The organism is Erythrobacter sp. (assembly GCF_039988855.1).
GTDB lineage: Bacteria > Pseudomonadota > Alphaproteobacteria > Sphingomonadales > Sphingomonadaceae > Erythrobacter.
Map to the genome: position 1 here is coordinate 218,450 of NZ_JBDXIY010000016.1, position 22,423 is coordinate 240,872.

A 22,423-nucleotide genomic window follows, 5' to 3' on the forward strand; every position below is an offset into this window, starting at 1 on the left:
ATTTATATTTGACGATGGTCTTACTCCAACGCTCCGTCACTTGAAGAATTTTTTGTATCCAAATGTCGCAAAAACGAATTTCAAGAAACCCTGAGACAATGTCGGCATTGGCCCGGCAGCACTCAACGCATAGCCATGGTGATACGGGCACAGAAGGCGCCGCAAGCACACATATTTGATAAGAGTGAAGAGGACGACCATGCAAAAAATGTGCGTATTCAACCTGAAAACAGCGCTGTTTTGCTTGATATTCGCAATTTCAGCCGTCTCCCCAATCTCCGCACAACAAACGCTCAGCATCCAGTCTGAAAGCACGCAGGATACTCGAGAAATTGTTGTTCATTTGCCGAAGAATTATGATCCAAACAGCGACGAACGCTACGCGGTCATTTATATGCTGGATGCAGGTGCGGCAGATAAGATGACAGCGGAGATAGCCAGCTTTTACCATTGGGGTGACTTAATGCCCGAAGTGATCGTGGTTGGCCTTGAAAACGTCAATCGCGGACCAGACTTTCTTCCGCATTATTATAGCGTTGAACGTGATGGTGAGCAGATATTTGGCAACGGCCGCAACCTGTTGTCTTATATTGAAAACGAACTCATTCCTTTTGTGAACAGTCAGTTCAAAACCAATGACAATAAGGTCTTTGCAGGGCATTCATGGGCCGGGCAATATTTAGCATACACACTAAGCCAATCGCCAGGTCTGTTTGATGCTTATTTCATAACTAGTCCTGCGTTCGGAGAATGGAGCGGCAAGACTTTTGAAGCGCTGGAAGAGGCTTTAACACAGGATCAAGACTATCCGGACCTCATCTATCTCAGTTCTGGCGGAGACGGATCGCCAGGCCCGTTGTCAGACGCGGAATTGCTGCCGTCTTATTACCGCCTAGCGGCCCTGCTCAGACAACACCTGCCTGACGAAGTGAAATTGGTCCATGAGATCCATGACAGCGCTAATCACACGAGCAATAGCGCAATATCCATGGCCATAGCGCTAGAGCTATATTTTGCCGCTAGCCCAGAAGCAGAATAGAGAAGCGTTGCCGGGCCATCCAAATATGAATGATGGCACGGCCTTTCCCGAAACCGCAATCTGCCGCGTCTAATGGTTGTCGCAAGAGCAAAGCGAATGACCTTCCTGCATTTCAACTTCCATGGTGTTTTTCGGGGCTACCAAACCTTTGGTTAGGTCAGGGAAAATCCAACCTTTCGAAACCCGGATTAGGAGAAACCATGAAACTCAAATACATTTTCCTGACTCCGTTGGCTGCTGTGCTGATGACAAACAGTGGCAGTTACGCTCAAGAAAGCATCCTTGCTCTTGAGGGGCCCTATATGGGGCAAGAACCCCCAGGCGAAACGGCCGAAGTCTTTGCGCCGGGCGTCATTTCAACAGAAGGCTGGGAACTACAAGCGGTGTTCGCACCGGGAATGAATGAGTTCTACTATGTAACCAATAGCGGCAAGCACGAGCGCCCTAAAATCTCAGAATTCAAACCGACAATAATCGGGTACCGATTAGATGATAATCGCTGGCACAAGTTTGTCGAAATGCCGCGCACAGGTGAGCCTTTCATAACAGCTGATGGTCAGACAATGCATTTGGCCAAGGGGCGTCGAGAGCGCACTGCTTCAGGCTGGTCAGATGTCAAAGGTCTCGGCCCGATGTTCGAGCGTGAAGATTGGGGCATCATGCGGCTAACGGCATCAACGGCCGAAACATACGTGTTCGACGACTTTCGAAGCGCTAGCATCCGCATGTCGAGGGTGGTGGATGGCGAGCGGCAAGAGCCGCTTAATTTGCCCGAACACATCAATAGTGGAGACTTCACCGCGCACCCCTTCATCGCGCCGGACGAAAGCTACCTGATATGGGACAGTGAACGTGAGGGCGGATACGGTGAGTCGGATCTCTACATTAGTTTCCGGCAAGCTGATGGAGCTTGGGGAGCCGCCATCAACATGGGGCCTACCGTGAATTCAGACAAAGATGATTTCTATGGCAGCGTGACGCCTGATGGGAAATTCCTGATGTTTGATCGAACGATATCCAGAACGGACGATTACATTGATGTCGACATTTACTGGGTGAGTGCAGAAGTTATCGAGACACTCAGACCTAAAACACAACCCCGATAAGAAGGTCATAGCATCATTCCCGTCGCCAAAGCCCTTCGCGCAATAAAGCCAGCGCATAGCAACCAATTGCAACCATTCCAGGAGTTTGAAGTGATCATCAGTACTAAGTTTAAGGCATTGCTCAGCGCCGTTCTATTAAGCAGCGCTGGTGCAGTAGCTGCCGAGGAAAGCAAGGATCTCGCACCCGAGGCTACGGCCTCTCAGGCTGAGCTCTCATTCAGAGATATCCCTCTTCTCGAGAACGCCTTTATCGATACAGCGCCAGCGGACAGAAACGATGGTGTCTTGGTGGGCGAATTGGGCGTTGATGGCGGTAGCAAGGATGGGATTGTCATGTTGGCCCGAGAGATCGCCAACGGTCAGCACGGAAATTACGACAGTCTGCTCATTGCCCACAAAGGTAAACTTTTGTTTGAAAGCTACTATCTGCGTGGTCGTATCAATTTAGCGCACCCACAAGCTTCAGCTACTAAGGCCCATACTAGCTTGATTTTGGGGCGTGCGATCCAGCTTGGCCATCTGACCATGACAGATTTGGACAGACCCCTGATTGATTTCCTGCCTGACTTGGACCGAACGAACCTTGCTGAAGGCGCGGACAAAATTACACTCCACAAGGCATTGACCATGCATGGGGGGCTCAGCGTCAGTGAGGAAAAGTGGGAGGAGCTCCAAGAAAACCCTGCTCAGTTACAGGGTCAGGGCCTGGTCCAAGCCCTTCTTGAGCACACGGGACCTATAACCGAAGAAACTCAGACCTATCTATACGGAAATTTTAATCCAATATTGGTGATGGCCGTCATTGATGCTGTGGTTCCCGGCACCGCAGAGGAATTCATTAAGAATGAAGTCTTGGGCAAACTGGGTATCACAAATTACAGTTGGAGCACACATATCAGCGGCCTGCCTCAGGCTGGTTGGATGGTGAGCATGACATCCCGCGACATGCTCAGCTGGGGCAGTGTGGTCCTCAACGAGGGCGAATGGAACGGTGAACAGTTTGTGCATGCAGACTATCTCGCCAAGGCCACAAGCAGGCTTGTTAAGCCGGCCGAAGAAGACTGGATGCCCGACAGCTATCGCTACGGCTATTTTTACTATCAAACACCGATCGAAGTTGGCGAAAAAAGCTATGACGCTACCTTTGCTTGGGGCGGCGGCGGACAACGCGTGATCATAGTGGACGAGCTTGAACTAACCATTGTGATCACTGGGCATGACGGGGATGATAAAATCATGACCCAAATATCAAATACCGTCATACCAGCGTTTGCTGAATAAGGTGAGAAGGTCCAGCAACCGCTTCCGCGTTCGGCATGATGCGACCGAATTTTAGCCACTAGGCCGGGCGGCAGCTTTGAGTTGTGAGGCTGCCAGAACCAAGGCACAGCAGGACAAATCAAACAGCGGAGCGAAACCGGAGGATAAGAGAGTGACGAGACCGATCTTTCCGTCAATCTTGGTCATAACTACCGCTGCAACCTTGAGTGGTTGCAGCCCTGACCAGCCCAGTAGCCGAGACTCTTTCGTGCCTTATTTTGGGCAAGAGCCGCCCGGCCTAGTCCCAGAGGTCTTCGCACCCGGTGTTGTATCCCAACTTGGACGGCACGAAGGTGCGGTCTCGTTCTTACCCACGCTCGGCGAGGTCTATTTCAACGCCAACAACAAGGATGGAGAAGCTCATATCTACTTCTCGAAATTCGAAGAAGACCAATGGACTCCGGTCGAAACACTTGACCTAACGGGCGGGCAGATTGAGGAACAAATGCATCCGTCGGTGACACCAGATGGGAAACGACTTTATTTCGCAGCAATTAGCTCAGACCTGACATACAATAAGATTTGGTACGCTGATCGCCTTAACGGCAGTTGGGGTAGCGCCAAGATGTTGGATTCACCAATCAACGAGGGTCAAGTTTTCTTTCCCAACCAGTCTACGAACGGCGACCTCTATTATTTCAATCTATCTAGCTTTCAAAATTACCGTGCCTCTGATGAAGCCAATGGCTTTGCGGAATTTGAGCCCGTTGGGCTAGAGTTCGGCGTTCACGCTTTCATGGCGCCATCTCTGGATTACATCGTGATGAATGCGAGAAATCAGGAAGACCAAGATAGAAACGATAATGATATCTATGTTTCATTTAGAGCAATTGACGGCACATGGGATCGACCGATCAATCTAGGCACCGATATCAATTCAACTGCTAGTGAGAGGGCTCCAACCATCTCCCCCGACGGAAAATTCCTCTTCTTTGGAAAGGATGAATTAGGAGGCGCAGGAGATGCCGATATCTACTGGGTCAGTACGCAGGTCATCGACAATCTAAGGCCGGTGGTAAACTAGGGCGAGCGAAAGGCCGATAACCTCGCACCCGACTGGAAAAGTCCGCCAATCACCTCAAATCAAAGCAAGAATCGGAATGCCGAACAAGGATGAGGCTTTGTTTACTGCCGACCCGTTGCATCAGCGGTTAGATGTGCGCCCCAATCAATTGGAACGACGCGCCGTTGCGTGCCGTTATTTTGAGAGCCCAGGCCGGTACCTACTCGAAGACGCCATCGCGCCCGCAAAGCCCAAATGGCACTCTGCGAGAAGTAATCTCGAAAATCGCAGGGAGCACCTATTGAGGTCGCGGCGATGAAAGACCTGATTGCAGCTGAAGAAGAGCACTCCAAAGAGAATCGGCGATTTCTTCATCGCTGAGCTTCCATCCCGAAGGAAGGTTGAAGTCAGAACATGATGTTTGTGGATTGAAAGAAGCGTGGGGCGCAACTTTCGGCTTTGCCCATGAAGAATTCTGCACACCTAAATTTAGATGCGTGACCCCCGTCACGCGCCCCAAACCCGATGTGACACCATTTTACATGAGAAGACCAACAGGGAGGCCTTTTCATGTTTCGCAAAACTCAGCTCTTGCTCCTATCCGCGTCCGCAATGTCTCTCGCGGCATGCTCGACACCGTTCGGCACAGCGACCACTGACATCAAATGGGACGCAACCCCAGCAGCCGGCACCATCACAGTCTCCGATCCGAAGATCTATCGGCGCGAGGCCTTGATCAATGAGCGCCGCGACGAGCGCAAATGGCTCGATGACCTGCTTGAAAAGAGCAAGACGATTGAGATCAAACCAGAGATCATCCGAGAAATCGAAGTGATCACGGCCTTCTCCGCAGGGTTGGGTCTCAAATTCGATCCGGCGGCCGGTCAAACTTTCACTCGCAATGAGGAAACCAACGATCTCAGACAACAGATCAATGTCATGCGGCTTCAGCTGGAGCTCGACCAATTGCGCCGTGATGCCGAATTGGTTCGCGCTAACTTTGCGGATCAGACGGCACCCGCAAATGAGAATTTGGGCCAACTCGGCACCTCCGATCTGGTCGCCAATCCTGGGGTAACTGCTGAGGCGGCTGCGGACGCCTTTACGACTCTGAAGAGCACCATCGATTCATTGACAGCGCGCCTTGGTGCAACAGTGAACCAACCCCAACTTGCCAACGCGTCGGTCAACCCCATCGACGAATTCCGCGACCGCCAAGCCTACCGCGATATCCTGAAGACAGCACGCAATGCAGCAAGCTTGGACGAACAGCATGACCTCGATGGTAACGCGCTTCTGCGACTGAATTTTCAGGCGACGACATTGCCGGGGCATGAAGAGCCAAATGTTCCCGGCGTGGTGCAGGTGAAACTCAGCCAGCCCGAATTTAGCAAGGCCGAGCGCCAAGGGGTTTATGCCGGATGGCTCTCACACATCAATGATCGCATGAACGTTTTTGAGGGCGGCGCATTCAAGCCGAACCCCGCGCTCTTGGCTGCAGCAACTCTCGGGAACTATGAGCTTGTCGAGTACGATTACCCCAAGACAGAAGCGGCGGTCGACAAGTGCTTTGGATTGAGGCTTCCGGGTGGCCAACAATCCGATCCTGAGCATTGTGGCACTCTTCTGTTTGCCACTCCTGCGTTCTCAGGAAGGGTCCTCGGGGAGGGAGCGTTTTCTCCGCTTTCGGATTACCTTGTGCCCTTCAATCTTCAACAGGATCCCGAAGTCTCGCAGCGCATTTTCCAAAGGCATCGAGCCCGCATTCAAAATAGGGAGACGGTCACCAGTCTTGTCAAAGGTTGCGACGCAGACGAACGATTGGTGCTACAGGACAACCTCCCCGAAGGTGACCCAAATTCCGAAGAAGAAAAGCTATTGAATGCCATTAGGACCGCACAGGCAAAGGTCGCTGGTGGCTCCGTCTTGATCGAACTGGATCGAAAAGCAAAACTAGTTCTTCGCTCCAACGGATTGTTGCTACCCGCCAATAGCAGCGAAGTCTGGCCTAGGGTTCAACAGCAATATCGCCAATCCTCTTTCCTGCTCGCAAGTTTTGAGCAACGCGCATTTACGCGCGAAAACTGTGGCAACAGGCAAGCAACGGCAATTGCAAGTTTCAAAGAAGATGCACCAGTTTTTGATGTTCCGGGCACCTTCAACAGCATTCTCAACAGTCCGCACGAAAGTGTATCAGTCTATGACGTCGCCCCGCGCGAGCAAGTGCAGCGCATTTCCACTTTCGCTCGCAGCGCCAACAGTCTAGGTCTTGCGCTATCAATCGCAGCGTCAAAACCGGGCTCGGGAATTGGTGGGAATCTGGGGGCAAATTTTGTCCGGCAGGCCAATGGCAAAGCCGCCACGATTGAACGTGCTCCGGCAGTTGTCGGCTATTCATTGACTCAAATCGATCGAAAGGCGTCATCCACTTCTCGAACATTTGGATGGGTTCTTGGGCCACAAGCGACAGTACACCCCAAAGGTGGGCGTCTGGAGCTTGAGCAGTCTCTAGCCACATATGATCTTAGTGCTGATGTCTCAGTCCCCGGTTGGTGGCCAAGGATCGCGCTCGATGTGATCACTCGCTGGGCTCCAAGTACCCAAAGCATCACGAATGGGCGGATGCCCAAGCTCGAAGAGACAAGTCCAGGACAACAAAGCGGCACCCTTGAAAATGGAAGATCTTTCACAGTTCGCCGTGCTATCAATGCAGCAGACTATGATGCCCTGACTCAACGACTGACCCACTTTGGTCAAGCATTCACCCGCGCCGTGGAAATCGAAGATCTCTCCGATGAGAAGCTTAGTTACTGCTCAGCCACTACGATCCACATTAAGGGCAATAGTCTATGGCGCGCCACCGCAGCGCTTTTCCTTGGCAAGCAAATCGGCTCAGACGCGATTACACTGGCCCCGGACATGGGCGGAATATTTGTGACATTGCCGGCCGGAAAGACCCTCGGGCACGAGACTGGCGGCAAACAAACGATCTCAATCTTTACACCGACAGGATCAGATTCTGCACAGATCCGACTCCAAGCAAAGCGTGAATGTGAAAAGGAAAAGCCAAAGGCCGATCCAAATGCGATCACCATAACATCGGTGAATCCTCCAAGCTTCACCGTATCCAACAGCGTTCCATTTCGTGTTGAGGGAACCAATCTCGACAAGATCACCAGCGTGAAACTCGGTGGTGCAGAAGAGCTCACGATCGAAAGTCGCGAAGGGAAAACCGTGATGAACTTGCGCCTCAAAGAGACCCAAGCCCGCGGCCTCTCAGGTGAGCAATCGCTGATCTTCTACAAGGATGGGAAAAAGGGAGGGCCAAAGGAAGCGGTAAAAACCGTTCAAGTTCAAGTGAATACTCCCAAAAAGTAACTCACGAAAAGGATAAGAGATATGTTTGAAGGAGGAAACGCATCATTGCCGGGCGGAGCTGGCTGGATCGAAGCTGATAATGGGCCAAGCCCCGTTGAATTCTCACCGTATACCCACTCGACAATCATACCGGGGCGAGTGAGATTTCAACGTCAGGAAGGTGACGAATATTGGGCACCGGTTGTCGTCCAAGACTTTGATTTCTCGTCGCGCGTTGCGGCAGCAATTCCGGCATCTGGATGCACGGCCGCAGCCAAAAGATTGATCCAGGAGCGAGCATTCAATTCCGCGCTCAAAAGGAGTTTTGCGCGAGATGAAGAGGCAATGGCAGCCTTCGATGCCTGCGACCTCCCTCGCTTTACAGCGCTTGGCCAGTCTGATGAAAAACTTACAGTAGCCGGTGTTCGCAAGGAGCTTGGCTAACCGAATGACACGGCAACGAGCGCAGTGTCCAAGGAGTTTAACCACCTAACTTCACGCAACTGAAGACTTTTTAGTTGCTCATTATGTAAAATGTGATTTTACTGCATTCCTCGCATCTGACCGGGGGGTGCAGTAAAGTCTTATGGAAGAAGACGACAAAGAAAACGGGGCGCAATCAAGTTTCAGAGCTTTTATTAGCTACAGCCATGCCGATGCACGGCTGGTTCGCAAATTGCACTCTCAACTTGAAGCCTATCGCCTGCCCAAAGGGCTAGGCGAAATCTCTGCGCAAAATGCGCTCTCACATGGGCTCGGCAAGATTTTCAGAGATCGCGAGTACCTTTCGGTTGCCCAAGACCTTTCAAGCACGGTGAAAGACGCTTTGGTGCAGTCCGAAGTGCTGTTGGTGGTGTGCTCCCCCAACGCCAAGGGCTCGCATTGGGTTGAGCGCGAAATCCAATACTTTCGCAACTTCCATCCCGACCGCCCAATCTTAGCAGCTTTGGTCGAAGGCGAACCCGGTGAGGCCTTCCCTTTGGCGCTGACTGAGGGAGGCATGGAACCTCTTGCCGCGGACCTTCGCAAAGAAGGTGACGGGTGGAAGCTAGGCTTTCTCAAGCTGGTCGCTGGGATCGTTGGGGTTCCGTTGGACGCGCTGGTTCAACGCGATAGCCAAAGGCAAACGACCCGCGTGATGGCGGTCACGGGTGTGGTTGGATTCTTCGCCTTATGCATGATGGCCATGGCATTCGTCGCAATCCAAGCGCGCAATGAAGCGCAATTCCAACAAGGGCAGGCTGAGGAGTTCGTTGGCTATCTGGTCGGTGATCTGCGCACGGAGCTGCGCGGTGTGGGCCGGCTGGACGTGATGCGCAAAGCGAATGAACGCGCCTTGGCGTATTATCAGGCACAAGAAGACTTAGGAGCATTGTCTCCCGAGACTCTGTCTCAGAGGGCAAGAGTCCTTCACGCGATTGGCGAGGATGAGCTCACAACAATTGGCGGAGATCATTTCAAGGCAGGAGAAATTTTCGCGGAAGCATTTCGAGGGACCGAGGCCGGATTGAGAGAAAACCCGAGCGATCCCAAACGCATTTTTGACCACGCTCAGAGCAACTTCTGGCTGGGCAATCATGCCTATGATTCAGGGGATTGGGATAGCACGGAGACGTTCTTTCAGGCCTACCGTGAATTGAGCGCTCAAATGTATCGTCAAGATGAGACGGACTTAACTGCCCTCGTTGAAACCGGATATGCCGAAGGCAATTTGTGCACACTCGAGCTAAAGCGCGATGGGGACATGCAGCTTGCTCGAGAACGGTGCACAGAATCCTTGAAATTGTTTCAGGAGGCAAGACGACGTGAACCCAACAACGCAGGGCATATCGTCAATATTGCTAATCGCTATGCTTGGTTGGCTGACGCTCTCGTACGCACCGGCAGCCTAATTGAAGCCAGGCGCGAGCGCCTCAAAGGCGAGCTGCTGGCACAAGAACTGCGCGAGCGAGAACCAGAAAACAAGGACTGGCAGTACCTCTGGTTGTCCGCTCAAATATCGCTTGCGCAAAACGAGAGAGAATTAGGACTTGCAGAAGAAGCCAGAAAGCGACTGCAACAAGCATTGCCGGTTTCCCAAGCACTATCTGCTTCCGACCCGGAGAACGGAGACTGGAAGTCGCAACTCGAGAAGATCACGGAACTAGGGGGTAATTATGTCAAGTAGATTTGGGTTTTCACCTTTGTCATTGCCGGAAGCACCGGACCGCATTTCGGATGAAACTTTCGGATTGCTGGCGGAACCAGATCTCGAGCCGAGCAAGTTAGCGGAGATAGCTCACCTTCTAAATGAACGGCTTTATGAGTATGGGCAAATGCGAGAGGAACTAGGGAAGTTCGAAGGCTTTAAGGTCCCAGGAGAATTAGTGAACTCCCAAAATTTGAAGCACATTAAGCGAGCGGTTTGGCTACAACTTGAGTTATTCATGACTGCCCGAGGATGGAGACTCAAGTACACGCAGAAGCGGGTAGATTTCTCCGTTAAACCCACAAGCAAAAGGAATGTGAAAAGAATCTTGAAGGAGGCCTTCGAGCAGAACCGGGAGGATGAGAGAATCACCTCAACGAACCGCATCAGAAGGCCTCGGAGACGAAAGGAAACGCACCTTTCTATCAAAGCGAAGGTTCCTCAGTTGGTCATGATCTCATTGGCCAAAGATGCCAATATACAATTCAACAGAAGCGGAGCTGCAATCTCCACCAGTAAGGAGTACGAAAGTGCCTTCCTCGAGGCTGGAGTCTTCACAAAAGGTTCTGGACAACGCACGTTCACCGCAGTGAACCAGATCAAGAATGAAGAGGACAAGAACGATGATTGCAAATTTGCCTACTTTATCGTTGATCCAAGAGACCCCCAGCCCAAGCAAAACAGTGGGGGTGGCACTCCAGATCAGGCTGTGGTGAATTCCCCCAAGGCATTCAACATACATTTGGACCTTATTGGACCAAAGTCCAAGAAGAGCGAGGACAAGCCCAAGTACCACATTCCGATAATCATTGACCCGGACATTCGCCACCCGGGTGGCTATGGAGGCGGCTGAGGCCACCCAATGCACCCAACCCATCAAACCATCCTCTCCCTTGCGCGTGCCGGTAATCCGGTGCGGGCTTGGGCGTTGTTTCAGTCTTCTGGGCTGGCGCCCCTTGAGGGTGATCCCAAGGTCCTCACCCTCAAGGGGCGCCTTCTAAAAGATCTTGCGCGCAGGGCCGAAGGGGATGAGCGCAGCCGGCTCTATTCGCAGGCATCCGATGCCTACATGGCCGCTAATGCTTTGGGGGAAGACAGCTATCCGCTGATCAATGCCGCTGCGCTTGCCTGTTTTGCCGGGGACGATGCGCGGGCCGGACGCATTGCGAGCCGGGTTCTGACGCTGATTGAAAATGATCCCAATGAGGGTGAAACCGCCTATTGGCGCGAGGCAACGCGGGCAGAGGCGCATCTCCTTTTAAGGCAGGTGGATCAAGCGACCGCCGCCCTTGCCCTTGCCTACAAAAAACTGCCGTTCGCGCATGAAGATCAGGCCGCAACACTGGGTCAGTTTGACCGCATTCTTGAAGCGCAGGGCGAAGAGCCAAGCTGGCTTGAACCGTTCCGCGTACCTTGCAGCGTCAACTTCGTTTCGGACATTGATAACGATTTTTCAGCAGACCAGATGACCAGGGTGATCGAACAAAGCCTGGATGAACTCACGCCTGGCTATGGATTTGGCACTATTCGCGATGTGCCTGACCTGCTTTTTGCGGAGCGCCTGCTGGAAAGCGGGGCGGAATTATCGCTGGTCTTTGCGCGCGATCCAGAAGCTATTTGCAGCTCTGTGTTCGCCCCGCGCGCTGACCAATGGGAACACCGCTTTCGCAGCGTGCTCGCAAAAGCGGTACAGATCGAAGTTTTGCCTCTGGTTTTGGCGCATCCGCCTATACCCGAGAACATCACTAATGAGATCGTCCAGCTGGTCACGGTAGGTCAAAGCCTACGCCGATCGGAAGCGCTCAGGAGCCGAGCACATTCGATCGTTGTTTCTCGGCGCAATGAGCAAGCTCCGCTTAGGGTTGAATTCTTGAACACGCAGAGCATGCCTCGCTTTGGAGCCAAGCCGTCCTTCACCAATGCAAGCGAGGCAACGCAGCACGGCACAGCATCGTTGACGATGCTTAAGGGTCTAGTTTCTGTTAAAGAGGCAGAGGCGATTTTGGGCATCCCTCAAGCACAAAAACTCAAAGCCGTGGAAACGGCTGATGGACGGTTGTACCAAGGAAGTCTGCACGATGCGCTTGATGCAGCTGTCGCAATTGCGGCCCAGGCTCAGACCTCCGTCTCGCTTCATCTTGGCCATCCCAATGGGCGTGCAGTCTGGGAAAGCCTAAGTGATCGCATGGCGCGATTTGCACGTGCCGAGCATGCTGCCCACCTCAAGATGGGCCTTCAGTCTGCGATGATCGCCAAAGTGTTACGCCCTTCCTTGCGAATTGAGGAACTGGGCGAAATTCAAACCTATTCGGGGCATGCGTCTATCTGGTCAGCGATGGAATGATATGGGTTAGACCACCAAATCTTCGAGCATCCCTCTCGAGACAATCTTGAGGTAGTCGTGACCCCGCTCAACTATCCCACGCCGCTCAAGGTTACCAAGAGCCCGTGAGCCCGTTTCACGCGTGGTTTGTGCAATCAAGGCCAAAGAGGCAATCACTGGAGGCGGAGAAACGGTGTCTCTGCCCTCTGTGGCACGCAAGAGCTCTTTGTAAAAACGCCCAACTGCCGAGAGCGAAACTCTGGATGAAAAGCGATCGAGAACGACGTCTAACTGACCTGCGTAGATACGCGAAAGTCCCGCGCCAATATCGCTGTGTCCCGTAACAAGCTCTGACAATGTTGTGGCCGATACCTCCAGGGCGGTCATCGGACTCAATACACAAATGTCAAAATTGAACGCCTTTGGGCAAGAATAAGCACCGATGAGTTCTCCGGGCCCAAATGATGAGATCACGGTGTTCTGCCCCTCAAAAGAGATCGCTCTAAACTGGACAGTTCCATCCAAGATCAGCCAGAATTTCGAACACTCCTCACCCTGATGCGCAAGAAACGCCCGAGGTTTAAATTTCACAGCATGCATAGAACTTGCAAGGGCAGAGGCGGATTTCTCGCCGCACCCCAAGAAAAAGGAGAGAGTCTGTGCTTTCTCGACAAAGTCCAATTTTTCGCCCGCCCCGAGTTATTCCTGTCTGCGAGCGTTCTACATTATACGATAGCGAGCCAGATTCTAGTGGATGAGAATGGAAATCGACTCTGGCATTGTTTGGACTGGATCGTTTGCTTGGAGGCAATCTGCCAGCTTGATCACCAAAGCCAGACGTAGAGCCCCACCAACATGGCCATCGTGATCGCGGCAAGAGTGTTGAACAGTGTGCTGGTCGCAAAAGCGATGTCGGAGAGTTTCACCGTGCGCTCTTCCGCTGGTGCGGCGGTCATGCGGGACACCACTGCTGCTGCCACCAATGCGCCAAGGAAGACGTACCAGATGCGGATGATGAAGGGCACATCGGGCATGCCGAACTTCAACGCGATGTTGACCAAAAGTGAGCCAACCAGAGCGGTAAGCGCGCCTGCTGCGTTTGTCTTCTTGTCGAAGAAACCGAGAAGGAAAACCACCACAATACCCGGCGCAACGAAGCCTGTGTATTCCTGAACCGTTTGGAAACCGCTCTCAAACCCGCCGATGAATGGGCGGGCAAGAACGAGCGCTATAGCCATGGCGCTAAACGCTGCAATCCGGCCCACAGTTACATAGTGCCGGTCGGGTTTGTTAGGGCGTGCCGCCTTGTACAGGTCCATGGTGAAGATCGTCGAGATCGAGTTCATCATCGAGGCAAGCGAGGAGACCACTGCTGCGATGAGCGCCGCAAAGACAAGCCCGCGAAGCCCTGCAGGCGCAAATGCCATCAGTTCGCCATAAGTCCGGTCCGATTTCTCAGCCAGCGCCGTTCCGTCAAGCACGCCCTGCTGAGCGAGGATGACTGCAGCAATGCCGGGCACCACCACGATGAACGGCACCAGAATCTTGAGGAAGGCAGCAAAAGCGAGCCCTTTTTGCGCTTCACCAAGGTTCTCTGCACCCAGAGCACGCTGGATGATATACTGGTTGAAACCCCAATAACTGAAATGCAGCACCCAAAGGCCACCCAACAACGTCCAGATACCGGGCAAGTCGTTATAGGCAGGATGCTCAGGCTCAAGGATCATCTCGAAGTGACCCGGCATCTCACCCATGAGATAGCTGAAGCCAGCGACAGCGCCATCAGCGGGCAGGGCGTCCAATGCAAACCATGTGATCGCAAGGCCGCCAAGCACGAGAATGACCACTTGGATAATGTCGGTCAGCGCAACCGCTTTAAGACCGCCATAGAGCGAATAGAGCGCAGCAAATCCAGCCAATGCCATCATGCAGTACATGATCCCCCAACCGGTGAGTGATTGCACTGCAAGCCCTCCAAGCCACAGAACGGTGGTCAGGTTCACAGCTGTATAGAGAGCGATCCAGAAGACGCTCATCAGGTTCTTTACCCCGTCGCCATACCGCTGCTCCAGAAACTGCGGCATGGTGTAGATTTTGCGCTTAAGGAAGATTGGCAGGAAGAACTTGGCAACAAAGATTAGAACAATCGCTGCCTGCCATTCATAGGCCGCAATCGCGACGCCAACTGCAAAGCCTTGACCCGATTGCCCGATGATTTGTTCAGCGGAAATGTTGGAGGCAATAAGCGAGGCACCAATGGCCCACCAAGGTAATGCGCGGCCAGCGAGAAAGTAATCCTCGGTGTCTTTCTCGCGGCCCGCAGGCTCCCTGCTCACAAGCAATGCGATACCGAGCAATGCAATCGCATAGCCTGCAATAATCACAATATCGATTGTCTCCAACGTCACCTGCGCTCTCCCCGTTTCATATTTTGTTTGTCAGTGCTCAGCTTAAAACGAGCACTGGGTTTCCCCTTCACGTTGTTCACGCGTGATCTGGCTAATGTCGAGTGTGAATTCGCCTGTAGAGGTGAAGGACAGTTTGCTTCCTGTTTTTCCCAGACACTGCTCGGTTAGCACCATTTCGCGCCATCCTTTGCCTTCTGCAACGAGCATCGATTGTGAGAGATCGAAGGTCTCGCCGCCTGCAGTGACGGTAACAGCGCCGTCTGGGCGTGTGTCTACCTTGTAGGCGATACGCCAGCCTGCCGTACTATCCGGTCCGCTTAGAGTTAGTGTTGCTCCGGGTTGAAAACGTATTTTCCGTGCATCTTCCTGTGCGTTGCGATCAAGCCCTGTCGCAGTGATTCCATTTCCAGTGCCGCGAAGGTCACCCAGCACTGCATTGTCCGCCACCGCCTGAATGAAAGCGCCTAGGCGCCCTGCAGTGAACCAAGCCGAGCCATTGCCCGCATCAAGCGCACCGCATTCCTCGCTCAGTGCGGCAAACTGCTCTGCGCTTTCAAAGGAGAGGCCAAATCCGAGGGGGTAAAGCGCACCATCTGAAGAATTGAGCGGATTACCCTCGCATGTGGCAGGCCAGCTGAAAGAAAGTCTGCCAGTTGCTTGACGCTGCCCGAAGAGAACATCTGCGACACCAGCGCCTTCGCTCCCCGGGAGCCAAGCTGCGACAAAAGCGTTGGCAGCATTGAGTTCGCGGTTCATCCACAAAGGGCGACCTGACAAGAACACGGCAACGGTTGGGACGCCTTCAGCTTTGAACTTTTTAAGCAGCTCTAGGCCTTCTTCATCGCGGAAGACGGTGTCTTTGCGGTCTCCTACGAACTCAGCGTATGGCTGTTCGCCGAACACTACTATGGCCACGTCAATGGAACCCTCGGGCATGGCGCCCTCGGCTGAGAGCGTCGCTCTGCCTCCGGCGGCTTCGGCTTGCGCTGCGATTCCCGCGAAAATGGAAGTTGCACCGGGAAAGTGTTCAGCGGTGAGGTCTCCGCCGCCCTGCCATGTAACCGACCAACCACCTGCTTGTTGAGGGATGTTATTAGCAGCGCTTCCCGCAACAAGAATGTTGGCCCCTTCGCGCAAAGGCAGAACGCCTTCATTTTTAAGCAGCACCAGCGACTTAGCGACCGCCTCGCGTGCCACCGCGCGGTGCGGGGCAAATCCCAGCTTGTCCCAGCGGCCCGCATTCACCCGCTCAGAGGGACGCTTCGGGGAATCGAACATGCCAAGCTGCTGCTTCATCCGCAGCACACGCGTTACCGCTTCATCGAGCCGAGCCATCGGGACTGTCCCGTCTCGCACTTGGGCAAGCGTGTTCTCGTACAGCGCTTTCCACTCTTCAGGCACCATGTAGACATCGAGCCCAGCCAAAAGCGCTTGGGGGCAGTTCGAATTCGTACAGCCTGCAACCTGCCCGTGGCCATTCCAATCCCCAATTACCAGTCCGTCAAAGCCCAGCCTGTCACGAAGTTCGCCGGTGAGAAGTGGGCCATTCCCATGCATCTTACGACCGTTGATCGAGTTAAAACTTGCCATAATCGATGCGACGCCAGCTTCGATTACCGGAGGATAGGGCCTAGCGTGAACCGCCATAAGGTCTTGCAAATCGCCGTTCACATCACCTTGGTCGACGCCCTGCTCCGTGCCGCCATCGCCGAAGAAGTGTTTCGCGGTTGAAGCCACTCTACCTTGACCAAGGAAATCATCAGCACCGGGTATACCTTGCAACCCCTCGACCATTGCCACACCCATTTGCGAAACCAGATCAGGATCTTCTGAGTAGCTTTCGTATGTACGGCCCCAGCGGTCATCCCGGGCCACCGCAACGGTAGGCGCAAAGGTCCAGTCGATCCCGGTGACTTCGATTTCGGTTGCTGTTGCTGCGCCGATCATACGGATCAAGTCAGGATCACGTGTCGCGCCAAGCCCAATATTGTGTGGGAACACAGTCGCACCAATTATGTTCGAGTGCCCATGGACCGCATCCGTGCCCCAAAGAACCGGGATAGCAGGCTCTCCATTCTCAAGCGGTTTAACCGAGGCATCCCAATACGCATCGGCCAACTCGAGCCATTCGGGCGCGGGGGCAAAGTCATTGCCGTTAGGACCCGAGTTTCCGCCATTCAAGACAGTGCCAAAGCGGTAGGTCTCGACATCATCGGGTGTGATCGTCGAAATGTCTGGCATGATCAGCTGAGCCACCTTGCGCTCAACGCTCATGCGCGAAAGGAGGTCAGCGATTTGTGCTTCGCCGGTGTCCGCTGGAATGGCTGTTGAGGATGCCGAGAAGACGGGCTCTTGCGAATCCGAAAGGCTTGCCGTGCAACCGGTCAGCATGGTCCCACAAGCTAGGGCTATGGCGAGTTGTCTCATCGTGCAGTCTCATTCTTAACGTGGGATGATAGGGCCAATTGACGCGAGCAGTATGGTACGACCCGATCCTGCAACAGATGTGCTGTTGCAACACCGAGATCGGTGCGGGTCACTTTGATGACGCCTGCTCTTGTTGCCCGATCAAATTTGTAGGTTGAAACACGCGGACGTAATCGACTTCCATTCGGGCCGGGAAAGCACTTGGATCAATGCCCTTCTGACCGCCCCATGTTCCTCCCACTGCGACATTCAAAAGAAGGTGCTGCGGTTTATCAAAAGGCCAACGGGTCTTCTTGTCGCTTTCTTTTTGAAAGAGAAACTTGGGTTGATCGTCGACCGCGAACAAGAGCATATTGGGTGCCCACAAAAGCTGATATTTATGCATGGCGTCGCAAGCAGTTGGCAGCTCATGCTTGCTTGTCTTTTGTGTGCCGCGTGAAAAGTTGAACGCGGTTGTGTGGATCGAATGATGGATTATGCCGGGCTCAAAGCCCACATGCTCCATGATATCAATCTCTCCGCCGGCGGGCCACTCTATGTCTGGCTCTGATGGTAACATCCAGATCGCTGGCCAAGTTCCTGTACCGCAAGGCAGCTTGGCGCGAATTTCGAAAAAGCCGAAGGTCCAATCACCAAGACCCTGAGTGAGAAGGCGGGCAGAGCTGTACTCCTGCCCACTCCAATCTGGGAAGCGGCCGGGTGCAAGGTCTTCCTGGCGCGCCTCAATAATGAGATTGCCATTCTCCACGCGCGAATTTTCGAGCCGACCTTCTGCGTAATATTGTTTTTCGTTGTTGAACCAGCCCTTTTCATTGCGGAAGGTATCGTACTTCCACTTTGTTGGGTCCGGGAGGCCAGGCGCATCAAATTCGTCCGACCAGACCAGTTCGAAACCTGCTGGGACGCTCGTTTCAACGCGGGGTAGCGCATCAATCGTAGCAGCCTCTTGATCCGCTACGCTGACCTGGGTTGCCGGTGAAGCGTCTTGCGCCGCCACGCTTGAAACAAGGCCGCCGATTCCAGGGCCGGCAATTCCAAGTCCTGCGATTCCAAGTCCTGCGACAAGGCTCAAAGATACTCTACGTCCCATATGTCCTATCCCTTCTCGGCAATCAAAATGGGGGTCAGTGCCTTCTCGTGCACTGACCCCCGATTGATCTCCGTTCTAGAACCGAGCGCGAATGCGAGCGCCATAAGTCCTTGGCCGGGTGAAAAAGCGCGTGTTATCGAACTGTGTGATAACAATCGCCGCTTCCTCCTGCTGGTTGGTGACATTGTTGCCGTAAACTTCGAAGCGATATTTGCCCTCATCATCGATGGTCCAACCCGCACCGATGTCCACCGTGAGGTAGCCATCAATCTGGTCAAGCAAGCGCCCGCCGGTCACAGGCGTGCCAACACCGTTCGTATCGAATTCCAAGCTGTTGAAAATTGTATGGAACTGTGACGAGCGATAACCAAAGGACGCGACCCAATCGAGCTGACCTTGGGGCAGTTCGATAACTTGGCTAACCTTACCGTTCAACTGCCAACGCGGTGTCCGGGGCAATCGATTACCATCAATCGGACGGAAGACCGCATTGCCTGAATCGACATCGGGTTGGAAACGAAAGTCAGGAATTTCCTGGGAATTCTGGATCTGCGCTTCGAGCCACAAAACTGTAAAGTCGACATCGATATTTCCAGGAAGTCCAAAGCCCCCCTCAACTTGGGCACCATAGATTTCAGAGTCTGCAGCGTTAAAGCTAAAGGAAACCACTAGATCGGTATTGGTACCCGGAGGAACAGGAATATCCTGCCCCAAAATACCAACCGCCGTCTCAATTGCGGTCGCGACACTCAACAGTCCGGTGAAAACTTGATCGGTATAATCGTTATAGAAGAACGAAGCGTTGAGATATGCCCGGCGCCCGCCGATATCGAACTCATTCTTACTACCGATTTCATAAAGGACCACGCTTTCGGTCCCGAATGTTGGTGCCACACCATTGTCGCCCAAATTGTCGTTAAATCCGCCAGATTTGTGACCATTGGCAACCAAAGCATATAGCAAGTTATCAGGCGAGATATCGTATTCGGCCCGAACTCTCCAATCAACGAAATCATCTTGGAATTCACCGTCCTGCTGGAAGATCTGTCCTCCAAAAGGAACGGCAAACGTGAATGCTCCGGGATTGATTGGGAAGGTTGCCGGATCGAAAGCGCCGTTAGTGAACCCATCGCAATTAAAGAAATCGAACGAGATTGTATCGATGCACGGCGTTGTCAAAATTGTGCCGTCACCCCCATCGGGGAATGGGGTTGCAAAGATCGCCTGAGGGCCGTTCGCCAGAATATCGCCAAGGTTATCGCGCCCGCCGAATTGTGCGACCCCATCTGCTTGAAATGCGAAGACTTCCGCATCAGAAATAGCGCCATCACCATCGGTATCGGGATTGATGATCGTGCGGTCAAAGGCGGCAAACTCGAAACCTTCGGTGCCGACACGTACGCCGCCACAACACTCGAAGCTACCACCACCCAGAGCCAAGCCATAGCGCGCCGCGACACCAGTGCGTTCTTTCTGATCATCAGTGTAGCGAAGGCCGCCGGTCAGTCGAAAATTGTCTGACACTTCATAGGTCGCATCACCGTAAAATGCGTATGAATCGGTTTCGGTTTGAGTGTTGAATTCGATGCCCTGGAAGAAAAGGCCGCGATCACCAGTCGACCCAAGGAACGAACGCTGGTCTTCATTGATGTAAAGTGCACCAAGGCTCCAGATAAACGGTCCATCGGAGTTGGAAACGCGCAACTCATGGAAGTGCGAACGCGAATCCGAGATAATCCGAAAACGCGAGAAATTGTCGAGATTTTCCTGCAAGATAATCGGGTCGTTAATCACATCACCGGGTTCCGGTGTGAAGATGTTATCTCGCTCAGAAAGGCGATCCAGAACGCCTGGGAAATCCGGTGACAATGGCGTAGTCGCCTCATAATCGTACACCGCATCCCGGTAGCTGCCGATATATTCGACGCTGAAGCCATCACCCTTATATTCGATCGTCGTCCTGATACCCCAGTGATCGGTGTCCTGCTCAGGTGTGATCCCGCGCGCAATCACATCGCGCGGATCAATGTCATCGAATTGCGCTTGCGTAATGTCGCCATCTTCCAGCGCCCCAAGCGGCAAGGCAAAATTGGTCCCGGTGTAACCCGTTCCAGTCTCAGAAATGTAGTCGCCTGCGACCAGAATGCTCAGCCGATCAGTAGGTTCCCAGAGGATTTGCGCGCGGCCAGACAAGTTGTCTTGCGACTCTGCCACGTCAATCCCTTCGACAGGACCAACATTATCATAGTAGGAATCGTTTTCTTGATAGAGACCGGAGAAGCGTACAGCGACCGTATCCGCCAAGGGAATGTTCAAAACACCGCGCAAGGAACGGTGATCGAAGTTGCCATATTCGGCCTCGACAGACCCGTCGAACCCGCCAAGACCAGGACGAAAAGTGATTGCGTTGATCGAACCAGCCGTCGCGTTACGACCCCGCAGCGTGCCCTGAGGTCCGACATTGACCTCAACGCGTTGGATGTCGTGGAAGGCCGATCCAATGCCCGATGGACGCGGAATGTTCACACCGTCCAAGTGGAAGGCCGCCGCAGGATCACCCAATTCGGTGTTGTTGGTTGAACCAATCCCGCGAATGAAAACCTCGACGTTACCTTGGTTGTTTGCGACCGAAAGACCTGGGATCTGGTTCTGCAGATCGGTGACATTCTGGACGCCAAGCGCCCGCAAATCTTCGCCGCTGATCGCGAAAGCCGTACCAGCAAAATCCTGCAGAGTTTGCTCTCGCCGATCGGCCGTCACAATGATGGCATCGCCTTGCACATCTTCCACCGAGGCACTCTGCCCATCAGATTGCGCACCGGATTCATCTTCGGATTGCTGGGCTTGCGCCTGAGCCATGGTGGGCTGCGCAAGACCAATACTGGCCACGCTAGCCAATAACAATGTGTGCCGTGAAATCATGGTATCCCTCTCCCAGAAGCTCGCATGTCGCGAGTCGTCACTATGACATAATAGCAAATTGTGACCGATCACAAGAGGAAAAGTGATCGGTCACAATTTTGCTGGAACCCAACCCAAATTGTGGTAATCGGGACACGGATTGACGGAGGCTAATGCTTCTTTGAAAGTGCATGTAGGGAAAGAAAAGTGGATCTGACGCGCAAAAAGGCTGTGACTATGAGGGACGTCGCCTCAATCGCTGGCGTCTCGCATCAAACCGTGTCGCGCGTGATCAACAATTCTCCAAACGTCAAAGCCGCAGTCCGCGAAAAAGTTCAGCAAACTATTGATGCTCTTGGGTATGTGCCTAATTCGGCAGCGCGCAGGATGGGTGGCAATCGATCTTACCTTATCCTTGCGATCAATGATCGCCAGCGAACCTATGACAATTGGCGCGCAGGGCGCGGCAATGACTGGGTCGATCAAATGCTATTTGGAGGCATGACCGAGTGTGAAGCCCGAGGTTATCACCTTGTATTCGAGCTGATCGACACACAGCCGGAGAAAGCGCAAGGTCAGCTCTCCAAGGTGATCTCTGAGCTGCGGCCGGACGGCGTGATTTTGACACCCCCGCATAGTGAAAACGCTGCTTTGACCGACCTTCTCAAAGAGTTTGGTATCGCTTGTGCTCGGATTGGGAAGCGCGAGGGCGGAGCCTTTGTCGATGTCTGCATGGATGAAGCAGGTGCAGGCTTTGAGGCGGCGCGACACTTGGCTGACCTTGGACATCGCCAGATTGCTTATCTTGCCGGGTCGCCCTTTTACGGAAACTCAATGATGCGGCTCGATGGCTATCGTGACCTCTTGCAGGAGCGAAGCCTACCTTTCCGAAGTGACTGGATTGGAAAGGGTGATTTTAAGTTCGATACAGCGATTACAGTGGTGAAAAAGTGGCTCTCTCATAAGGAGTGCCCGACGGCGATTATCGCGGACAACGACCAAATGGCGTTCGCTGTCCTGCATGTGGCGGATCGCTTGGGGCTTAAGATACCGCGTGACCTCTCGCTCGTCAGTTTGGAAGATACGCCCGGTGTTCGCCTCAGCGTGCCTCCGATGACCGCCATCCGCCAACCCACCGCCGACATGATTGCCAAGGCGTGTGGCGGATTGATTGCCGAAAGTTCTGGTAAGAGCGCGCGAGGCAAGTACGAATTGCCCTTCGAACTTGTAAAGCGTGAGAGTACGGCTAGCGCGCCGTAGG

At 53.4% G+C, this 22,423-nt stretch carries 15 protein-coding genes; 10 read left to right on the top strand and 5 right to left on the bottom strand.

Going from position 1 to position 22,423, the window contains the following annotated elements:
• Nucleotides 1-199: 199 nt before the first annotated feature.
• The 9 genes from ABJ205_RS08695 (at nt 200) to ABJ205_RS08735 (ending at nt 12,357) form a co-directional block, all read left to right on the top strand.
• The gene (locus tag ABJ205_RS08695) at nt 200-1,039 is read left to right on the top strand and encodes an alpha/beta hydrolase-fold protein (protein WP_348159307.1); all 840 of its coding nucleotides are present in this window, start codon (nt 200-202) and stop codon (nt 1,037-1,039) included.
• A 200-nt stretch (nt 1,040-1,239) separates the two neighbouring features.
• Nucleotides 1,240-2,145, top strand: a complete 906-nt coding sequence (locus ABJ205_RS08700; RefSeq protein WP_348159309.1) for a hypothetical protein — start codon at nt 1,240-1,242, stop codon at nt 2,143-2,145.
• Between the two features lie 66 nt (nt 2,146-2,211).
• On the top strand, nt 2,212-3,426 hold the full coding sequence (locus ABJ205_RS08705; protein ID WP_348510046.1) for a serine hydrolase: 1,215 nt from the start codon (nt 2,212-2,214) through the stop codon (nt 3,424-3,426).
• Nucleotides 3,427-3,673: 247 nt separating this feature from the next.
• On the top strand, nt 3,674-4,489 hold the full coding sequence (locus ABJ205_RS08710) for a hypothetical protein (RefSeq protein ID WP_348159313.1): 816 nt from the start codon (nt 3,674-3,676) through the stop codon (nt 4,487-4,489).
• Nucleotides 4,490-5,038: 549 nt separating this feature from the next.
• On the top strand, nt 5,039-7,846 hold the full coding sequence (locus ABJ205_RS08715) for a hypothetical protein (protein ID WP_348159314.1): 2,808 nt from the start codon (nt 5,039-5,041) through the stop codon (nt 7,844-7,846).
• 21 nt (nt 7,847-7,867) lie between these two features.
• Nucleotides 7,868-8,269 (top strand): hypothetical protein, encoded by a 402-nt coding sequence (locus tag ABJ205_RS08720; RefSeq protein WP_348159316.1) that lies wholly within the window; start codon nt 7,868-7,870, stop codon nt 8,267-8,269.
• A 142-nt stretch (nt 8,270-8,411) separates the two neighbouring features.
• Nucleotides 8,412-9,992, top strand: coding sequence for a toll/interleukin-1 receptor domain-containing protein (locus tag ABJ205_RS08725; protein ID WP_348159318.1), 1,581 nt, complete (start codon nt 8,412-8,414; stop codon nt 9,990-9,992).
• The gene (locus ABJ205_RS08730; protein WP_348159320.1) at nt 9,982-10,866 is read left to right on the top strand and encodes a hypothetical protein; all 885 of its coding nucleotides are present in this window, start codon (nt 9,982-9,984) and stop codon (nt 10,864-10,866) included. Before ABJ205_RS08725 ends, ABJ205_RS08730 begins: the two co-directional genes overlap by 11 nt.
• 9 nt (nt 10,867-10,875) lie before the next feature.
• Nucleotides 10,876-12,357, top strand: a complete 1,482-nt coding sequence (locus ABJ205_RS08735; RefSeq protein WP_348159322.1) for a tetratricopeptide repeat-containing protein — start codon at nt 10,876-10,878, stop codon at nt 12,355-12,357.
• Nucleotides 12,358-12,363: 6 nt separating this feature from the next.
• On the opposite strand, the gene ABJ205_RS08740 is transcribed toward ABJ205_RS08735, so the two are convergent.
• The 5 genes from ABJ205_RS08740 to ABJ205_RS08760 form a co-directional block, all read right to left on the bottom strand.
• Nucleotides 12,364-12,936: a Crp/Fnr family transcriptional regulator gene (locus ABJ205_RS08740; protein ID WP_348159324.1), complete on the bottom strand. Its 573-nt coding sequence runs from the start codon at nt 12,934-12,936 to the stop codon at nt 12,364-12,366.
• A 224-nt stretch (nt 12,937-13,160) separates the two neighbouring features.
• Complete coding sequence (locus ABJ205_RS08745; RefSeq protein ID WP_348510047.1) at nt 13,161-14,744, bottom strand: sodium/sugar symporter; 1,584 nt, start codon at nt 14,742-14,744, stop codon at nt 13,161-13,163.
• A gap of 42 nt (nt 14,745-14,786) precedes the next feature.
• Nucleotides 14,787-17,171, bottom strand: a complete 2,385-nt coding sequence (locus ABJ205_RS08750) for a glycoside hydrolase family 3 N-terminal domain-containing protein (RefSeq protein ID WP_348158078.1) — start codon at nt 17,169-17,171, stop codon at nt 14,787-14,789.
• 109 nt (nt 17,172-17,280) lie between these two features.
• The gene (locus ABJ205_RS08755; protein ID WP_348158081.1) at nt 17,281-18,261 is read right to left on the bottom strand and encodes a glycoside hydrolase family 16 protein; all 981 of its coding nucleotides are present in this window, start codon (nt 18,259-18,261) and stop codon (nt 17,281-17,283) included.
• Nucleotides 18,262-18,336: 75 nt separating this feature from the next.
• The gene (locus tag ABJ205_RS08760; RefSeq protein WP_348158084.1) at nt 18,337-21,183 is read right to left on the bottom strand and encodes a TonB-dependent receptor; all 2,847 of its coding nucleotides are present in this window, start codon (nt 21,181-21,183) and stop codon (nt 18,337-18,339) included.
• Between the two features lie 216 nt (nt 21,184-21,399).
• Between ABJ205_RS08760 and ABJ205_RS08765 the strand changes: the two genes are divergently transcribed.
• Nucleotides 21,400-22,422 (top strand): LacI family DNA-binding transcriptional regulator, encoded by a 1,023-nt coding sequence (locus ABJ205_RS08765; protein ID WP_348158087.1) that lies wholly within the window; start codon nt 21,400-21,402, stop codon nt 22,420-22,422.
• The last annotated feature ends 1 nt before the right edge of the window (nt 22,423 follow it).